Origin of the sequence: Mesorhizobium robiniae (assembly GCF_040545535.1) — a bacterium.
GTDB classification, from domain to species: domain Bacteria; phylum Pseudomonadota; class Alphaproteobacteria; order Rhizobiales; family Rhizobiaceae; genus Mesorhizobium; species Mesorhizobium robiniae.
Window position 1 is genome coordinate 450420 of sequence record NZ_JBEPMC010000001.1, and the last position, 13523, is coordinate 463942.

12 protein-coding genes are annotated in these 13523 nt (G+C 64.3%); 6 read left to right on the plus strand and 6 right to left on the minus strand.

From position 1 onward, the window contains the following. Positions 1 to 49: 49 nt before the first annotated feature. On the minus strand, positions 50 to 1213 hold the full coding sequence (locus ABID19_RS02135; protein WP_354487621.1) for a saccharopine dehydrogenase family protein: 1164 nt from the start codon (positions 1211 to 1213) through the stop codon (positions 50 to 52). Beyond that, positions 1210 to 1746, minus strand: coding sequence for an Lrp/AsnC family transcriptional regulator (locus tag ABID19_RS02140; protein ID WP_127292998.1), 537 nt, complete (start codon positions 1744 to 1746; stop codon positions 1210 to 1212). The genes ABID19_RS02135 and ABID19_RS02140 overlap by 4 nt, the downstream gene beginning before the upstream one ends. A gap of 261 nt (positions 1747 to 2007) precedes the next feature. On the opposite strand from ABID19_RS02140, the gene ABID19_RS02145 reads away from it, so the two are divergent. Next, a complete protein-coding gene (locus ABID19_RS02145) occupies positions 2008 to 2736 on the plus strand; it encodes a class I SAM-dependent methyltransferase (RefSeq protein ID WP_354487623.1) in 729 nt (242 codons plus the stop codon). Positions 2737 to 2824: 88 nt separating this feature from the next. On the opposite strand, the gene ABID19_RS02150 is transcribed toward ABID19_RS02145, so the two are convergent. Continuing rightward, the gene (locus ABID19_RS02150) at positions 2825 to 3748 is read right to left on the minus strand and encodes a LysR family transcriptional regulator (protein WP_354487625.1); all 924 of its coding nucleotides are present in this window, start codon (positions 3746 to 3748) and stop codon (positions 2825 to 2827) included. Between the two features lie 93 nt (positions 3749 to 3841). On the opposite strand from ABID19_RS02150, the gene ABID19_RS02155 reads away from it, so the two are divergent. Continuing rightward, on the plus strand, positions 3842 to 4672 hold the full coding sequence (locus tag ABID19_RS02155; protein ID WP_354487627.1) for an NAD(P)H-dependent oxidoreductase: 831 nt from the start codon (positions 3842 to 3844) through the stop codon (positions 4670 to 4672). 48 nt (positions 4673 to 4720) lie between these two features. Here ABID19_RS02155 and ABID19_RS02160 read toward each other — a convergent pair whose 3' ends face one another. Beyond that, positions 4721 to 5446 (minus strand): 3-keto-5-aminohexanoate cleavage protein, encoded by a 726-nt coding sequence (locus ABID19_RS02160; protein ID WP_354487630.1) that lies wholly within the window; start codon positions 5444 to 5446, stop codon positions 4721 to 4723. Positions 5447 to 5756: 310 nt separating this feature from the next. Here ABID19_RS02160 and ABID19_RS02165 point away from each other — a divergent pair, with 310 nt between their 5' ends. Continuing rightward, positions 5757 to 6188, plus strand: a complete 432-nt coding sequence (locus tag ABID19_RS02165) for an OsmC family protein (RefSeq protein WP_354487632.1) — start codon at positions 5757 to 5759, stop codon at positions 6186 to 6188. Positions 6189 to 6439: 251 nt separating this feature from the next. Continuing rightward, a complete protein-coding gene (locus ABID19_RS02170; protein WP_354487634.1) occupies positions 6440 to 6967 on the plus strand; it encodes a carboxymuconolactone decarboxylase family protein in 528 nt (175 codons plus the stop codon). A gap of 30 nt (positions 6968 to 6997) precedes the next feature. Here ABID19_RS02170 and ABID19_RS02175 read toward each other — a convergent pair whose 3' ends face one another. After that, positions 6998 to 8353 (minus strand): sigma-54-dependent transcriptional regulator, encoded by a 1356-nt coding sequence (locus ABID19_RS02175; protein ID WP_354487635.1) that lies wholly within the window; start codon positions 8351 to 8353, stop codon positions 6998 to 7000. Positions 8354 to 8366: 13 nt separating this feature from the next. Beyond that, the gene (locus tag ABID19_RS02180) at positions 8367 to 10223 is read right to left on the minus strand and encodes a sensor histidine kinase (RefSeq protein WP_354487637.1); all 1857 of its coding nucleotides are present in this window, start codon (positions 10221 to 10223) and stop codon (positions 8367 to 8369) included. Between the two features lie 238 nt (positions 10224 to 10461). Between ABID19_RS02180 and ABID19_RS02185 the strand changes: the two genes are divergently transcribed. Both ABID19_RS02185 and ABID19_RS02190 read left to right on the plus strand, forming a co-directional pair. Beyond that, a complete protein-coding gene (locus tag ABID19_RS02185; RefSeq protein WP_435528673.1) occupies positions 10462 to 11793 on the plus strand; it encodes a dicarboxylate/amino acid:cation symporter in 1332 nt (443 codons plus the stop codon). A gap of 492 nt (positions 11794 to 12285) precedes the next feature. Beyond that, positions 12286 to 13365, plus strand: coding sequence for a glycosyltransferase family 2 protein (locus tag ABID19_RS02190; RefSeq protein WP_354487641.1), 1080 nt, complete (start codon positions 12286 to 12288; stop codon positions 13363 to 13365). Positions 13366 to 13523: the final 158 nt, after the last annotated feature.

Genomic DNA, 13523 nt, shown 5'->3' on the forward strand with positions numbered 1-13523 from the left:
TTTTGAGCGGCAGCGCCGTTGCCGGCGGCGGCCACCGTTCGAAAATCCTTCAATCCCAGCTGGTCGTTTCGGATACCCGTATACCGCGCCGGGCCAGTTCGTCGAGGAAGCGGCCGTCGGGCACATGCAGCAGCGGGTTGAGCAGGCCGGGCTCGGTGATTTCGCCCCGCGCCAGCATCTGCGCCACGATGCTGGCGGGATAGCCGACGCCGAGGCTCATGCCGAACAGGCCGGAGGCCAGATCGCGTTCGATGATCAGGTCCGACGTCACCGTCTTGCGGCGGCCGCCTTGGGTGCCGGTAAAGACATTGCGCATCACGCAAAGGTCCTTTTCGTCGGCGCCATATTGCAGTTGCGGGCCGAGCAGCCGGCCGAGAAATTCGCGTGGGCTGGCGCCAACGCCGGGCACCTTGTCTTCGGAAAGGAAGCCAAGCTCCTTCAGCGGCGCCCAGAACGCCGACCAGCCAGGCCAGCGCAGCGAATAGCGGCCAGAGCGCTGCAACCCCTTGGCGGCGGCAAGCATGCCGGCATAATGCGGCGCGTCGCCATTGGGGAAGGCTTCTAACCTGCCCAGCCCCTCGACCTCAATCTGATGGATGAACGGATTGTCGTGCTGGCGGCCGGCCGGCACCTCGACCCGTTGGCCGTCCTCGACCAGCACGCTGTCGCGGTTCTGGCTGACCAGAACCATGTCGAAGTTCCAGCTCACCTTGTAGCACAGCGGCTTGGCCATCGCCTTCGGCTCGGGGATGCCGCCGCAATAGGAATCGATCGCGGTGATGGCGTCGAACTGCTTCGCGGCGCGCGCGTAGAGCACAAGGTCGATGCCGGGGTCGAGCCCGCATTCAGTCATGATCGAGACGCCGGCTTTTTCCGCTGCCGGGGCAAGGTCGGCGATCGTCTTGCCGTAATTGGTGGTGACCAGCGGCGTGCGCGTCGCGATCGCTGCCTGCACCGCCTCGCGCATCAGCGGCTGCGGCAACAGGTCGATGGCAGCGTCGACCCCCGTCAGCACCTCCGCCAATACAGTGGCGATCGCGCCTTCGGGCACAACAAAACGCACGCGGGCAAGGTCGGCCAGGCCGCCAAGCCGGGCTGCCCCATCCGGAGCGGTATCGACGCAGACGACCTCTTCGACATCGGCGCTGGCGACGAGATCGGCGATTGCCGCCCGGCCTTGCAGGCCGAGGCCGCCGAGAACCGCGATCTTCATGGCATTTCCTTTCGGCCGGTTTCGTGCCGGCCAGTTTCGTCGCGCTTGCTCTCGTCCGACCAGCAGCCTTCCGGCAGGCTGACCCATTTGTTGCAGGAGGCCATGACAACGAAGGTCTCACTGCGCACGACTTCGCCCGGCTCGCCGGCACCGGGGATCAGCTCGCTGGTGACGCGGTAGAGATCGGCGACATCGCCGGCCACGGTCACGTCGACGATGATGTCGAAGCGCCCGGTGACCACCGAGGCCGAGTTCACGAAAGGCAGCTCACAGATACGCTGCGCCAGTTCCCGCGCGCGGCCGCGGCCCTGCGCATTAATGCCGACGATGGCCGAGATCAGTTCGGGGCGCTCGGTCAGGTTGAGCAGCCCGACGATCTTGAGCAGGTTGCGGTCGAGCAGGTTGCGCAAACGCATGCGCACCGTCGGCACCGACACCGCCATCTTCTCGGCGAGGCGATTGACGCCAAGCTGCGCATCCTGCGACAGCAGCTTGACCAGTCGCCGGTCGGTCTGATCGAGATGTTCTCGCAGCGTTCAGGCTTTCATAAAATGGAATTATTGGATGAGTTTTCTTTCTGATATGAAAATAGCCTAGGGACTATTTATCGAAACTGCAAGAGCGTTCGACCGCTTGTCAACAACGTCCGATCGCCGGAAACTTGGAAAGCGGGGGCCAAATGGGCATAGCCGAAGCACAGGCACGGGCTTTTTTCCTTGCGGCGTCTCGTCCATCGGCACTAAGCATCAACCTGAAATCAGGGGTGGTCTCCAAGCCCCCAAGACGGAAGCTCAATGGCACAGAATATCTATGACAGGCCTGAATTCTTTGCCGGCTACAGCCAGATGGCGCGCTCGGTTCACGGCTTGGACGGCGCACCGGAATGGCCGGCAATACGCGCACTGCTTCCCGATCTCGACGGCAAGCGCGTTGTCGATCTCGGTTGTGGGTTTGGCTGGTTTGCCCGCTGGGCAAAGGTGCATGGCGCAAGGCATGTCCTTGGGCTGGACCTTTCCCGCAACATGATAGAGCGGGCCAGGGCCGACACCAGCGATCCGGATATCGACTATGTCATCGCCGACCTCGACCGCCTCGAACTGTCCAGGGCATCGTTCGACTTCGCCTACAGCTCGCTCGCGTTCCACTACATCGAGGATTTCGACCGGCTGGTGAAGACAGTGCATGATGCGCTCCTTCCAGGCGCGCACTTCGTCTTCACCATCGAGCACCCGATCTACATGGCACCGTCTCACCCAGGCTGGTCGGTCGATGCCGACGGCCGCAAGACGTGGCCGGTCAATCGCTATAGCGTCGAAGGTCCGCGCACCACCGACTGGCTCGCCAAAGGCGTACTCAAGCAGCATCGCATGCTCGCTACGACGCTGAACACGCTGATCGAAACGGGTTTCACCATACGCCGGGTCGAGGAATGGCGTCCGACGGCCGATCAGGTCGCGCAGTCTCCTGATCTTGCCGACGAACTGGAGCGGCCGATGATGCTGATTGTCGCGGCGCAACGTTGAGCGCCGTTTTGGTGACGGCCTCGACGGTGGCCGGACGGTGTATCCCGGAAGACGGGGGCTCTGCCGGTGCCGCAGCCGACCGAGGGCATTAACGCAGCTTCTCGATCCCCGGAATGCCGCCGATCCGCTCGGCGAGAAAGTCGACCAGCAGCCGGACCCGGGCAATGCCGGCGCGCTCCGGGACGATCAGCATGCTCAGCGGTACGGGGGGCGGGGAATAGTCTGGCAAGACCACTTCCAGCCGGCCGGCTGCCAGAAGATCGTCGACAAGCCAGTGATGGGCAGGTGCGATACCGCGCCCAGCGATAAGGGCTTCGCGCGCGGCAAGCCCATGGTCGACCCGAAATCGGCCGCCAAAGGGTACCGCATGGCGTTCGCCCGCCGGTCCCCGCAGGGCGAGCGTGTCGCTTCCGGCGATGTTCGACATCCGGATGCCTTCATGGCCAGGCAGATCCTGCGGAACAGCCGGTCTGCCCCGCGCCGCCAGATAGGTCGGCGCCGCCACCAGCAGACGTCGGGACTGCCCGAGCGCCCGCAGTTTCATCGAGCTGTCGGTGAGCGGACCTAGGCGAAGCGCGATGTCGACGCCCTCCCGCACAAGGTCGATGCGCTCGTCGGTGAGGCTGAGATCGATCCCGATGTCGGGATAGCGGTCCTGGAAGGCGAAGATCAGTCGGCTGACGTGCAAGACCCCGAGCGCCGCCGTGCAGGATATCCGGATCGTGCCGGCCGACGCGCCGCGCGTGCCCCGCGCCTCGTCGCCAGCCTGCTCGACGAGGCGCAGGATCTGGACGGCGTCGGAATAGTAGCGGCTGCCTTCATCGGTCATCGTGACACGCCGGGTGGTCCTGCTGAGCAAGGGCACGCCGATGGCCTCCTCGAGCTCGCGCAAATGCCGTGTGACCGTCGACTGCCCAACGCCGAGCTCGCGCGCCACCGCCGAGAGGCTGCCGCGCTCGGCGACGCGAACGAAGGTACGCATGCGCTCGAGCGTAACGTCGGATTTATCCATTATTCGGCATAATCTTATGCATTATCTTGATATAGCGGGTCAGACCGGGGCTGGCTACCTTTGCACCAATCGTCCTTCCTTCGGAGTTGACCCATGAAAGTCCTGCTTGTTTTTGCCCATCCTGAACCACGTTCGCTCAACGGAGCACTGCGTGACGTCGCCGTCAGAGAACTCGAGGCCCAGGGCCACGAGGTGCAGATATCGGACCTCTATGCCGATGGCTGGAAAGCCGCGGTGGACCGTGCCGACTTTCCGTCGTGGCCGCCCGAAGAACGCTTCCTGCCGGCCGGGGCCTCCAAAAAAGCTTTTGCGACCAATACATTGACCGACGACGTTAAAGCGGAGATCGACAAGCTGCTGTGGGCCGACACGCTGATCCTCCAGTTCCCGCTGTGGTGGTACGCCATGCCGGCGATCCTCAAGGGCTGGGTCGACCGGGTGTACGCCTACGGCTTCGCCTATGGTGTCGGCGAGCACAGCGACAAGCGGTGGGGTGACCGCTTTGGCGAGGGAACGCTTGCCGGCAAGCGCGCGATGCTGATCGTGACCGCCGGTGGCTGGGAGGAGCATTATGCCGCCCGCGGCGTCAACGGCCCGATCGACGACCTGCTGTTCCCGATCAATCACGGGATCCTCTACTATCCGGGCTACGACGTGCTGCCGCCGTTCGTGGTCTACAGAGTGGACCGTTTCGGGGAGGCCGACTTCGAGCCTGTCGCGGAACGCCTGCGCGAAAGGATGCGGACGCTCGAGACAACCCGGCCGATTCCCTATCGGCAGCAGAATGGCGGGGACTATCACATCCCGAGCATGCAGCTCCGCGCCGAACTGGGCGATCCGGGGGCAACGGGCTTCGCGCTTCACGAGGATCGCGCCAACGCAAAGTCCGCAACGCCGCGTTCGACTTTTCGCGATGTGGCCTGACGCAGGGTCCCGAAAAGATCGGGCAAGGCGCGAAACCTGTGGGATGAATCAGCGGCCGGCCCGGAAGATCGCAACGGCAGCAGCCGTCAGTGCCGCGTTGCCTGATGCCGTGGTGCCGTCCGGAAGCTGCTTGCCGTCCTCCAACCCGACACGCGTCGACCAGTTGCGCTCCGCCGCCCGGTGCACGAATGGCCAAACTGTCGCGTTTTCGCCATGCAAAAGGATGGCGCGACGCAGCCCGGCGCGATCGAGAACTGCCGCGATGCCGTCGCTGACCTCCCATGCAGGGTCCAACTCCTGCTCGGAGATCTCGATCAGGATGCGCAGCACCTGACTGCCACGGTCGAGGCTCACTAGACGCTCGGCGTCAGCGACGGAGGCGAGCCCGGCTTCAATGCCGATGCCGCGCTGCCGCAGGCTTTGCATAACTTTGGGCGCGGCTTCCTCGCTCAGATTGACCGAAGCATAGTCCGGCATTTCGTTCCAACCGGCGATTGCGGCAAGCGTCTGCTTGTCGTCGTTCTCGATCCAGGCGCCGGTCGACACGCCGATCAGCGTTCCCGGGCAGGCACGGCGCAACGCGAGCACAGTCAGGTCCATGGCCTCAGGCGCGAGGCTTTCGCGGCCATCGAGCCCGCGCGCATGGACATGCAGCTCGGCGGCACCTGCGGCCACACAGGCCGCGCCGTCTCGCGCCATGGCGTCCGCGTCAAGCGGCAGTTGCGGGTGGAAGTCGGCACTGCGCGCGCCATTGATACAGGTCTGAACGATCATGGAGGTGGCGGCCCGGTTGCGGTTGCAACAAGTCTAGCGCACGGCCCCGAAAACCGGAATCGGTTCCGGCGCGCATTCCTGACAAACGGGTGCGGCCTGACCCGATGCAATCCGGCAGGATGCACCTCTATCGCCTTGTTCAGTCACGATCTTGTTGGCAGGCGAGATATGGGTATTTGACGCATATTAGGGAGCGCAAGCTGCACTGCTGGACCAGCTACCTTGACGATCGTCGGCGGATGCTGCGGTATCCGGCCCTGAGCACGCCAGGAGCAACGCCATGCCCGGCCGGCCGAAAGGATATTTGAGAATGAGTGAGCTCAAGGTCAGGACGCGAACCACCGGCGCGGTTGCCGTGCTGTCGCCGGGCAGCTTGCCGGTCGTCACCACGCCGACCGGGGGCATGGTCGACGTCGTGACCGGGGCCAGCGCGCCGGGCTTCAATCCGCTCGACCTTCTCTATGCCTCCGTGGCCGCCTGCATGGTGCTGAGCGCGCGGATCGCTGCCGCGCGTATGGGTGTCGCCGCCAGCCTCGGCGACGTCCGCGCCGATGTGAGCGGCGAAAAGGCGGCGGGCGACGTTTCCCGCATCGGCCGCGTCACGATCACACTCGACATATCGGGCGATCTCGACGAGGCCACGAAAAGGCGGATCGTCGAGGACGCCGAGAGCATCTGTACGGTCAGCAATACGCTGCGAACGACACCGAAGCTTGTCACTGTGCTTACTGGGGGCCTTTGAAAGCTTGGGTTCCTCGCCCCCGCAAGGCGGGGGAGAGGTGGCCGCGAAGCGGCCGGAGAGGGGGCCTTCGTAAGCAAAGACCTTCTTCGACTGAGGGGTATGGTCGCGCCAATCCCCCTCTCCGTCGAGGCTTCGCCTCGCCACCTCTCCCCCACTTTGTGGGGGCGAGGAACCCAGGTTCTGTAGCGTCTGTGCCCTCTGGGCAGGCTTCTCCTCGTCCGGATAGTTCGACACCAACCAAGGACCATTCCATGGCACGCATTTCCCCGATCGACTATGACACCGCCTCGCCTGAAATCCGCGCGGCGCACGACGAGGAACTGCGCTTGCGCGGCAGGATGACGAACATGAAGCGCATCCTGCTGCATTCGCCCGCTGCCCATCGCATCTATGCCGAGTGGTTCACCTTGCGCGACCTGCTGCGGTCTGATCTCGACGATCGCGCCATCTGGCTGTTTTCGCTGACGATTTCCGCAGTGTGCCGGGCCGAGGTGCCGGTGACCTTCTTTCGCAGCGCGCTGATCGATATGGGGCTCGAACCGGAGAGCATCGAGCCGACGGCCGATGAAGCGCTGCTGATTGCCTTCGGCAAGGCCATCGCGACTGACGCCAATGCTATTCCCGATGAGATCTGGGCCGAACTGAAAGCCCGATACCATGAGCCGCTGCTCGTCAATCTGGTCGCTTTCGCCGGCATCATGGTGGCGACGACCGTGTTCACCAATGCGGTGAGCGTCGACCTCGATCCGGAGCTCGAGGCTTACCGCAAGAAGGCCTGAGGCCAGCGAAACCGCCGCGCTGGGCGACCTCTATCTGGAAAACTCGCTGCGCACGATGCCGTGGCGCTGGAGCTTGTCGTAGAAGGTCTTGCGCGGGATCCCCAGCGCTTCGATCGTGCGCCTGACGTCGCCCTCGTTGCGGCCAAGAGTCTCGCGGATGATGTCGGCCTCGTAGCGTTCCAGCCGCTCCGGCAGTTTCATGGCGGCGTCCGGCTGGGCTGGGGCAAGGGATGGCGCTCCAGCGCCTTCTTCCAGCCCAAGGACAAAGCGTTCGGCGAAATGCGCCAGTTCGCGCACATTGCCCGGCCAGTCATGCTCCCTGAGACGGCGGTGCACCGCGGCCGGGACAGTCGGCACCGGGCGCCGGAAGCGGGCGGCGGCGCGCTCGGCGAAATAGAAGAACAGCAGGGCGACGTCGTCGCGGCGCTCGCGCAGCGGCGGGATGGAGATCGTCACCACGTTGAGCCGGTAGTAGAGGTCCTCGCGGAACGTGCCGCGCTGGCGCGGATCGCCGAGGTCGACCTTGGCGGCCGCAACCACGCGCAGGTCGACCGGCCGCATTTCATTGGTGCCGAGCGGCGTGACCTCGCGCATTTCCAGCACGCGCAGCATCTGCACCTGCGTCGAGACCGGCATGCTTTCGATCTCGTCGAGGAACAGCGTGCCGCCGCTGGCATGTTCGATGCGGCCGATCCGCTTCTTCTGCGCGCCGGTGAAGGCGCCCGCCTCATGGCCGAACAATTCGCTCTCGATGACCGTCTCCGGCAGCGTGCCGCAATTCAGCGCAACGAAATTGCCCCTGGCGCGGCGGCTCCAGCAATGCAGAAGGCTGGCCACCACCTCCTTGCCGGAACCAGTTTCGCCGGTCACCAGCACATCGACATCGGTGTCGGCGATCTGGCGCAGCGTCCGGCGCAGCCTTTCCATCGCCGGCGTCTGGCCGATCAGCGGCAGGCCGTCCTGCGCTTCTCCGGCCGCCTCGCGCAAGGCGCGGTTTTCCATCACCAGGCGGCGTTTTTCCGCCGCGCGGCGCACGCTTTGCACCAGCCGGTCGGCGGCGAAGGGTTTTGTGATGAAGTCGTAGGCGCCGTCCTTGATCGCCTTAACCGCCATGGCAATGTCGCCATGCCCAGTGACGAGGATGACCGGAATGTCCACGTCCAGCCGCAGGACGCGGTCGAAAAGCAGCAACCCGTCAATCTCCGGCATCCGGATATCCGACACCACCACGCCGGCAAAACCAGCGTCGAGTTTAGCCAGCGCTTCGGCCGCCACCGAAAAAGCCGATACCGAAAAACCGGCAAGCTCCAGCGTCTGCGCCGTGGCCTTGAGGAGATCGCTGTCGTCATCGATCAGGATGACCGGCGCTGCGTCGTCGTTGGTCATGCTGCCTTGGCCACTACGCTGCTTTCAAGAGATGGATGGTGAAGCGGGTGCCGCTGTCGTCGCTCGAAACCTCGATGCGACCGCCATAATCGGCGACGATGTCCTTCGAGATGACGAGGCCAAGGCCGAGACCTTTTTCCTTGGATGTGTTGAACGGCGTGAATAGCGACTTGAGGATCGCGGGCGAAATGCCCGGTCCATTGTCGGACACGCTCATGGCCACGCCGTCGGCAGTCTCCTCGACCGAAACCCTAACATGAGCGTCGTCGCGGCCGTCCAGCGCTTCAAGCGCGTTCTGGAAGAGGTTGATCAGCACCTGTTCGAGCCGGACCTGATTGCCCATGACTTTGAGGCTCGGCGGCGGCAGGTCGATGGCCAGTGCGTCGAGCCTGCCGGCAAAGCGGCTTCTCAACAGCACGACGGCGCCTTCGATGATGCCGCGCAATTCCACCGGCTCGGCGGCGGTGCGGCCCTTGCGGGCAAAGGCCTTCAGCTCCTCGGTGATGGTGCCGATGCGCTCCGTCAGCGCGGCGATGGCGCCGAGGTTTTGCTCGGCAGGCGCTGTCTGCTTGCGGTCGAGGAAGGTGCGGGCGTTGTCGGCATAGGCGCGTATGGTGGCGACCGGCTGGTTGATCTCATGGGCGACGCCGGCGGCGACCTGGCCGAGGATGGCGAGGCGGTTGGCCTGGACCAGATCCTGCTGCACCACCTGCAGCTTGGCTTCGGTGCTGCGGTGACCTGATATCTCGGCCTGCAGCCGGTCGCGGGCGCGGCTCAGATCCTCGGTGCGTTCGACGACGCGGCGTTCGAGCTCGGTGCGCGCCGCCTGTTCGGCGGCGATCCGTATTTGCCCCGACTGGCGACGCCACAACAGATACGCGGCAAAGCCGAGCAACGGAACGATGACGCCGAGCGCCAGCAGCCGCATTTCACGGACCGCGGCGGCGATCGGCGCTTCAGCCGGAACGAGATAGTCGAGCCGCCAGGGGGTCGAAGGGACTGGCGTGGAAAGCCTTAGATATTCCGCGTCGCTGCCGCCGGGCGTCACCGCGTGGACGATCGACATATCAGGGCTGAGTGCCTGGGGGCGCGTGATCGGCAACGGCATCAGCGGTGCGTCGCCGAACTGCTGGCTGCCCCGGATCGCGGCAAGATCGGGCCCGGCCAGCCGCCCGGTCGTCATAAAGCGCCAGGATGGCACGCTGGTGATCAGGACGATGCCCTTCTCGTCGCTGACATAGGCCGGGCGGTTTGCCTCGTGCCAGTCGGCCTCGAGCTGATCGAACTCCGCCTTGACGACGACGACGCCAAGCGGGGCGGCAGCATCGCCAACGCGGCGCGAGATGTAGAGGCCAGGGCGCTTGCTGACATTGCCGAGCGCGAAATATTCGGCAGTTCCGGCCTGCATCGCGCCGGAGAAATAATCGCGGAACCGGTAGTCGTTGCCGACGAAGCTGATCGGCTCGCGCCAGTTGCTGGATGCGATCGCCAGCCCGTCGGTGCCGATGACATAGAGCACCGACGCCTTGGTGCCGGAGACCAGCCCGTCGAGCTTGCGGTTCAGCACATCGACCGCCGCAGTGCTTTTCTGTGCCAGCGCGTCGCGCACCTGCTGGTCTTCCGACAAAAGCAGGGGCAGGGCGCGGGGGCTTTCCAGCACGGCGCGCAGCAGCGCGATCTTCAGATTGGCATCGGTGCGGCCTTGCGCCGCCAGTGTCCCAAGCTCCGTTGCGCGGCCATAGAGACCGGCGCCGTAAAGTGCGGCCGTGGCGATCGCAAGGGCGACGATCGCAAACAGCAGCCACGCACGGCGCGCCCGCCTGCCGAGTTGCTCGGGCGTCGACAAGGCAGCGGCGGGGCGTTGCAGCATCACCCATTTGTGCATGATTTCGCACAAAGCACAATTCGACTATGCGAATATCCGCACTTTCTGAGTGCAAAGCGATCTCGTGAGTTCTGGAATACTCAATAAAATCAAAGGGGAGGCTCTCTCCCGCGCGCTTGGCACGGCAGTTGCACACACGAATTCGGCGGTCGCGAGGCTGCTGGGGGTCAATGCAATTGCTCCGGGAGGTCGAGCTTTCGATCGGAGCTCAATGGAGGACGTCATGCAGACAGCATTCGCTGCCGCCGAGCCGCGCGGCAAACTTCCCTTCTACCGGCATCTCTATGTGCAGGTGCTGGCGGCGATCGCCGCCGGCGTGCTTCTCGGCCATTTCTATCCCGAAACCGGTGAGGCGATGAAGCCGTTCGGCGACGCCTTCATCAAGCTGGTGAAGATGGTGATCGCGCCGGTGATCTTCCTGACGGTGGCGACCGGCATCGCCGGCGTTTCCGACCTGCAGAAGGTGGGCCGCGTCGCCGGCAAGGCGATGATCTATTTCCTGACATTCTCGACGCTGGCGCTTGTCGTTGGCCTCGTCGTCTCTAATGTCGTCCAGCCCGGCGCCGGCATGCACATCAATCCGGCCACGCTCGACGCTACAAAGGTGGCGACCTACGCCGAAAAGGCGCACGACACCAGCATCGTCGGTTTCCTGATGAACATCATCCCTGACACGATCACCGGCGCTTTCGCGAAGGGCGACATACTGCAGGTTCTGTTCTTCTCGGTGCTGTTCGGCGTTGCCTTGGCCATGGTCGGCGATCGCGGCCGTCCGGTCGTCGATTTCCTGCAGGCGCTGACCACGCCGATCTTCCGCCTCGTCGCCATCCTGATGAAGGCGGCACCCATCGGCGCCTTCGGCGCCATGGCCTTCACCATCGGCAAATACGGCATCGGCTCGATCGCTAACCTCGCCATGCTGATCGGCACATTCTACCTCACCGCGCTGCTGTTCGTGCTGGTGGTGCTTGGCGCAGTTGCCCGCTACAACGGCTTCTCGGTCCTGGCGCTGATCCGCTACATCAAGGAGGAGCTGCTGCTGGTTCTCGGCACCTCGTCCTCAGAAGCGGCATTGCCGGGCCTGATGGCCAAGATGGAGCGTGCCGGCTGCAACCGCTCGGTGGTCGGGCTGGTCATCCCGACCGGCTATTCCTTCAACCTCGACGGCACCAACATCTACATGACGCTGGCCGCGCTGTTCATCGCGCAGGCGACCGACACGCCGCTCACCTTCGGCGACCAGATCCTGCTGCTCGCCGTCGCCATGCTGAGCTCCAAGGGTGCCGCCGGCATCACCGGCGCCGGGTTCATCACGCTTGCCGCGACGCTCTCGGTGGTTCCCACCGTGCCGGTCGCCGGCATGGCGCTGATCCTCGGCGTCGACCGCTTCATGTCGGAGTGCCGGGCACTGACCAACTTCATCGGCAACGCAGTGGCGACCGTGGTCGTGGCGCGCTGGGAAGGGGAACTCGACCAGACAAAGTTCGCCGCCGCGATGGCCGGCGACCTGCCGGAGGAAGTCGACCTGTCGCTGCCAGGGCTGCAGCCCGCCTGACTGTTGGCTGCATGGTCCGAAGCCGGCTTGCCGCCGGCTTCGGACCAGCCGCCGCCAATCTCCAACATCTGCGATTATCAACAGGCCACGCCGCTGCGCGCCGCGTCAGATGTAACAGGCTTGTGAGCCTTGTTCTTGGCGCGGGGCTTGTTCCAGCCGTATTTGAAGGCCAGTATCCGCCATGCCTTCAAGGCGCCTGTCCGCTTCGGTCCCGACCTGATCGCGACCGAAGGCGAGACATTTCCGTCGGGCCCGGTTGCGACCGGCCGAAACCGTCGGAGCTTTTGCTGCCGCCGATCTGACCAAGCGGCAGCCCTCGAAGGCATGGCGGCCTCGGTACGAAGTCGCAAGAGACGTGACCCGTCTCCTGATGGAAGCGCAGACTTTCCTCTCAGGAACTCGTCGGGCACTTGAAGAGGGGGCGCTTGAAGAGGACGCAGGCCCGCGAGCGGGCTTTGCCGAAACCAAAGCAAGATGCGGAGGTCAAACGCGATGCAGTCTGTACCGATGATTCCGGTATCCATCATCATCCCGAACTACAATTACGCGCGGTTCCTCAAACGCAGCATCGATAGTGCGCTGGAGCAGGACTACGCGGATGTCGAAGTCATCGTCGTCGATGATGCATCGCGGGACAATTCGACGACAATCATGAAATCCTATGGCGACAGGATTCTTGCCTGCCCGCGGCAGAAAAATGGCGGGCATGCCGCCGCCTTCAACACCGGCTTTGCGGCGAGTTCGGGCAAGATAGTCCTCTTCCTCGACGCCGACGATTATCTGTATCCAACCGCCGTCTCGACGATTGTGGACACCTGGGACGCGGCAACCGCCCAGGTGCAATCCAGGCTGCATATCGTCGACGAACGACAAGGCACCAAGCAAGAAGGCATCAAGGATGTCTTTCCGCCGCCCGAACTGCCCTTCGATAGCGGCGACGTCATGCCGAAATTGCTGCACAAGGGCCGCTATCAGACAACCGTGACCAGCGGGCTGGCCTTTGACCGCGCAACCCTGGAATCGATTATGCCGATTCCGGAGCTGGAGTTCCGCCAGGGCGCCGATGGCTATCTTGCAACGCTGGCGCCCATGTACGGGCACGTCCAGTCCATCGACGAATGCTTAGGCGCCTACCGGATCCACGGCGCCAACCATTCGGTGTTCGGTGAAAAGCTCGCCGAGCGGGCACGCTGGAGGGTAACCCACGATTTCCGCCGCATGCAGGCGCTGTCGGACCAGGCCTCCGGGATAGGCCTGACCATCGTGCCGTCAGAAGCTGTCCGCCACGATCCGGTTCACCTGGAAGAGCGGCTGGCGTCGCTCTGCGCAGACAGGCGCCAGCACCCCGTAGCCGACGATTCCCGGCTGGCGCTCGGGGCCGCCGGCGCCGTCGCCAGCCTCGAAATGTCAGCGTCGCTGCGCCGGCGCGCCGTTCTTGCCGCCTGGTTCCTGTCGGTCGGGGTGTTGCCACGGAAAATGGCGACGGCAGTGCTGTCGTGGAAGCTCGACGCATCGTCGAGACCGGCATTCCTCAGTCGTCTGTCCAAGACTATCCGCCACGCCATGGGGTAGCGATGCTGTGACATAGCTCCGCCAAGCCGGCCGGTCCGCGCCAAGCGTCGTGGTCGCTGACGCGTTCGAAACTGCGCCGCTATTCAAAGTCCATTCTGGATCGGGTGCGATCATCGCCTCCGACAGTTCGGATCGCCTGTAAATTATTTGCTTACATC

Excerpts from the sequence above, each read along its gene's own strand:
- ABID19_RS02135 (WP_354487621.1), bottom strand. The coding sequence starts at position 1,213 with ATGAAGATCGCGGTTCTCGGCGGCCTCGGCCTGCAAGGCCGGGCGGCA.
- ABID19_RS02145 (WP_354487623.1), top strand. The coding sequence starts at position 2,008 with ATGGCACAGAATATCTATGACAGGCCTGAATTCTTTGCCGGCTACAGC.
- ABID19_RS02150 (WP_354487625.1), bottom strand. The coding sequence starts at position 3,748 with ATGGATAAATCCGACGTTACGCTCGAGCGCATGCGTACCTTCGTTCGC.
- ABID19_RS02155 (WP_354487627.1), top strand. The coding sequence starts at position 3,842 with ATGAAAGTCCTGCTTGTTTTTGCCCATCCTGAACCACGTTCGCTCAAC.
- ABID19_RS02160 (WP_354487630.1), bottom strand. The coding sequence starts at position 5,446 with ATGATCGTTCAGACCTGTATCAATGGCGCGCGCAGTGCCGACTTCCAC.
- ABID19_RS02165 (WP_354487632.1), top strand. The coding sequence starts at position 5,757 with ATGAGTGAGCTCAAGGTCAGGACGCGAACCACCGGCGCGGTTGCCGTG.
- ABID19_RS02170 (WP_354487634.1), top strand. The coding sequence starts at position 6,440 with ATGGCACGCATTTCCCCGATCGACTATGACACCGCCTCGCCTGAAATC.
- ABID19_RS02175 (WP_354487635.1), bottom strand. The coding sequence starts at position 8,353 with ATGACCAACGACGACGCAGCGCCGGTCATCCTGATCGATGACGACAGC.
- ABID19_RS02180 (WP_354487637.1), bottom strand. The coding sequence starts at position 10,223 with ATGCTGCAACGCCCCGCCGCTGCCTTGTCGACGCCCGAGCAACTCGGC.
- ABID19_RS02185 (WP_435528673.1), top strand. The coding sequence starts at position 10,462 with ATGCAGACAGCATTCGCTGCCGCCGAGCCGCGCGGCAAACTTCCCTTC.
- ABID19_RS02190 (WP_354487641.1), top strand. The coding sequence starts at position 12,286 with ATGCAGTCTGTACCGATGATTCCGGTATCCATCATCATCCCGAACTAC.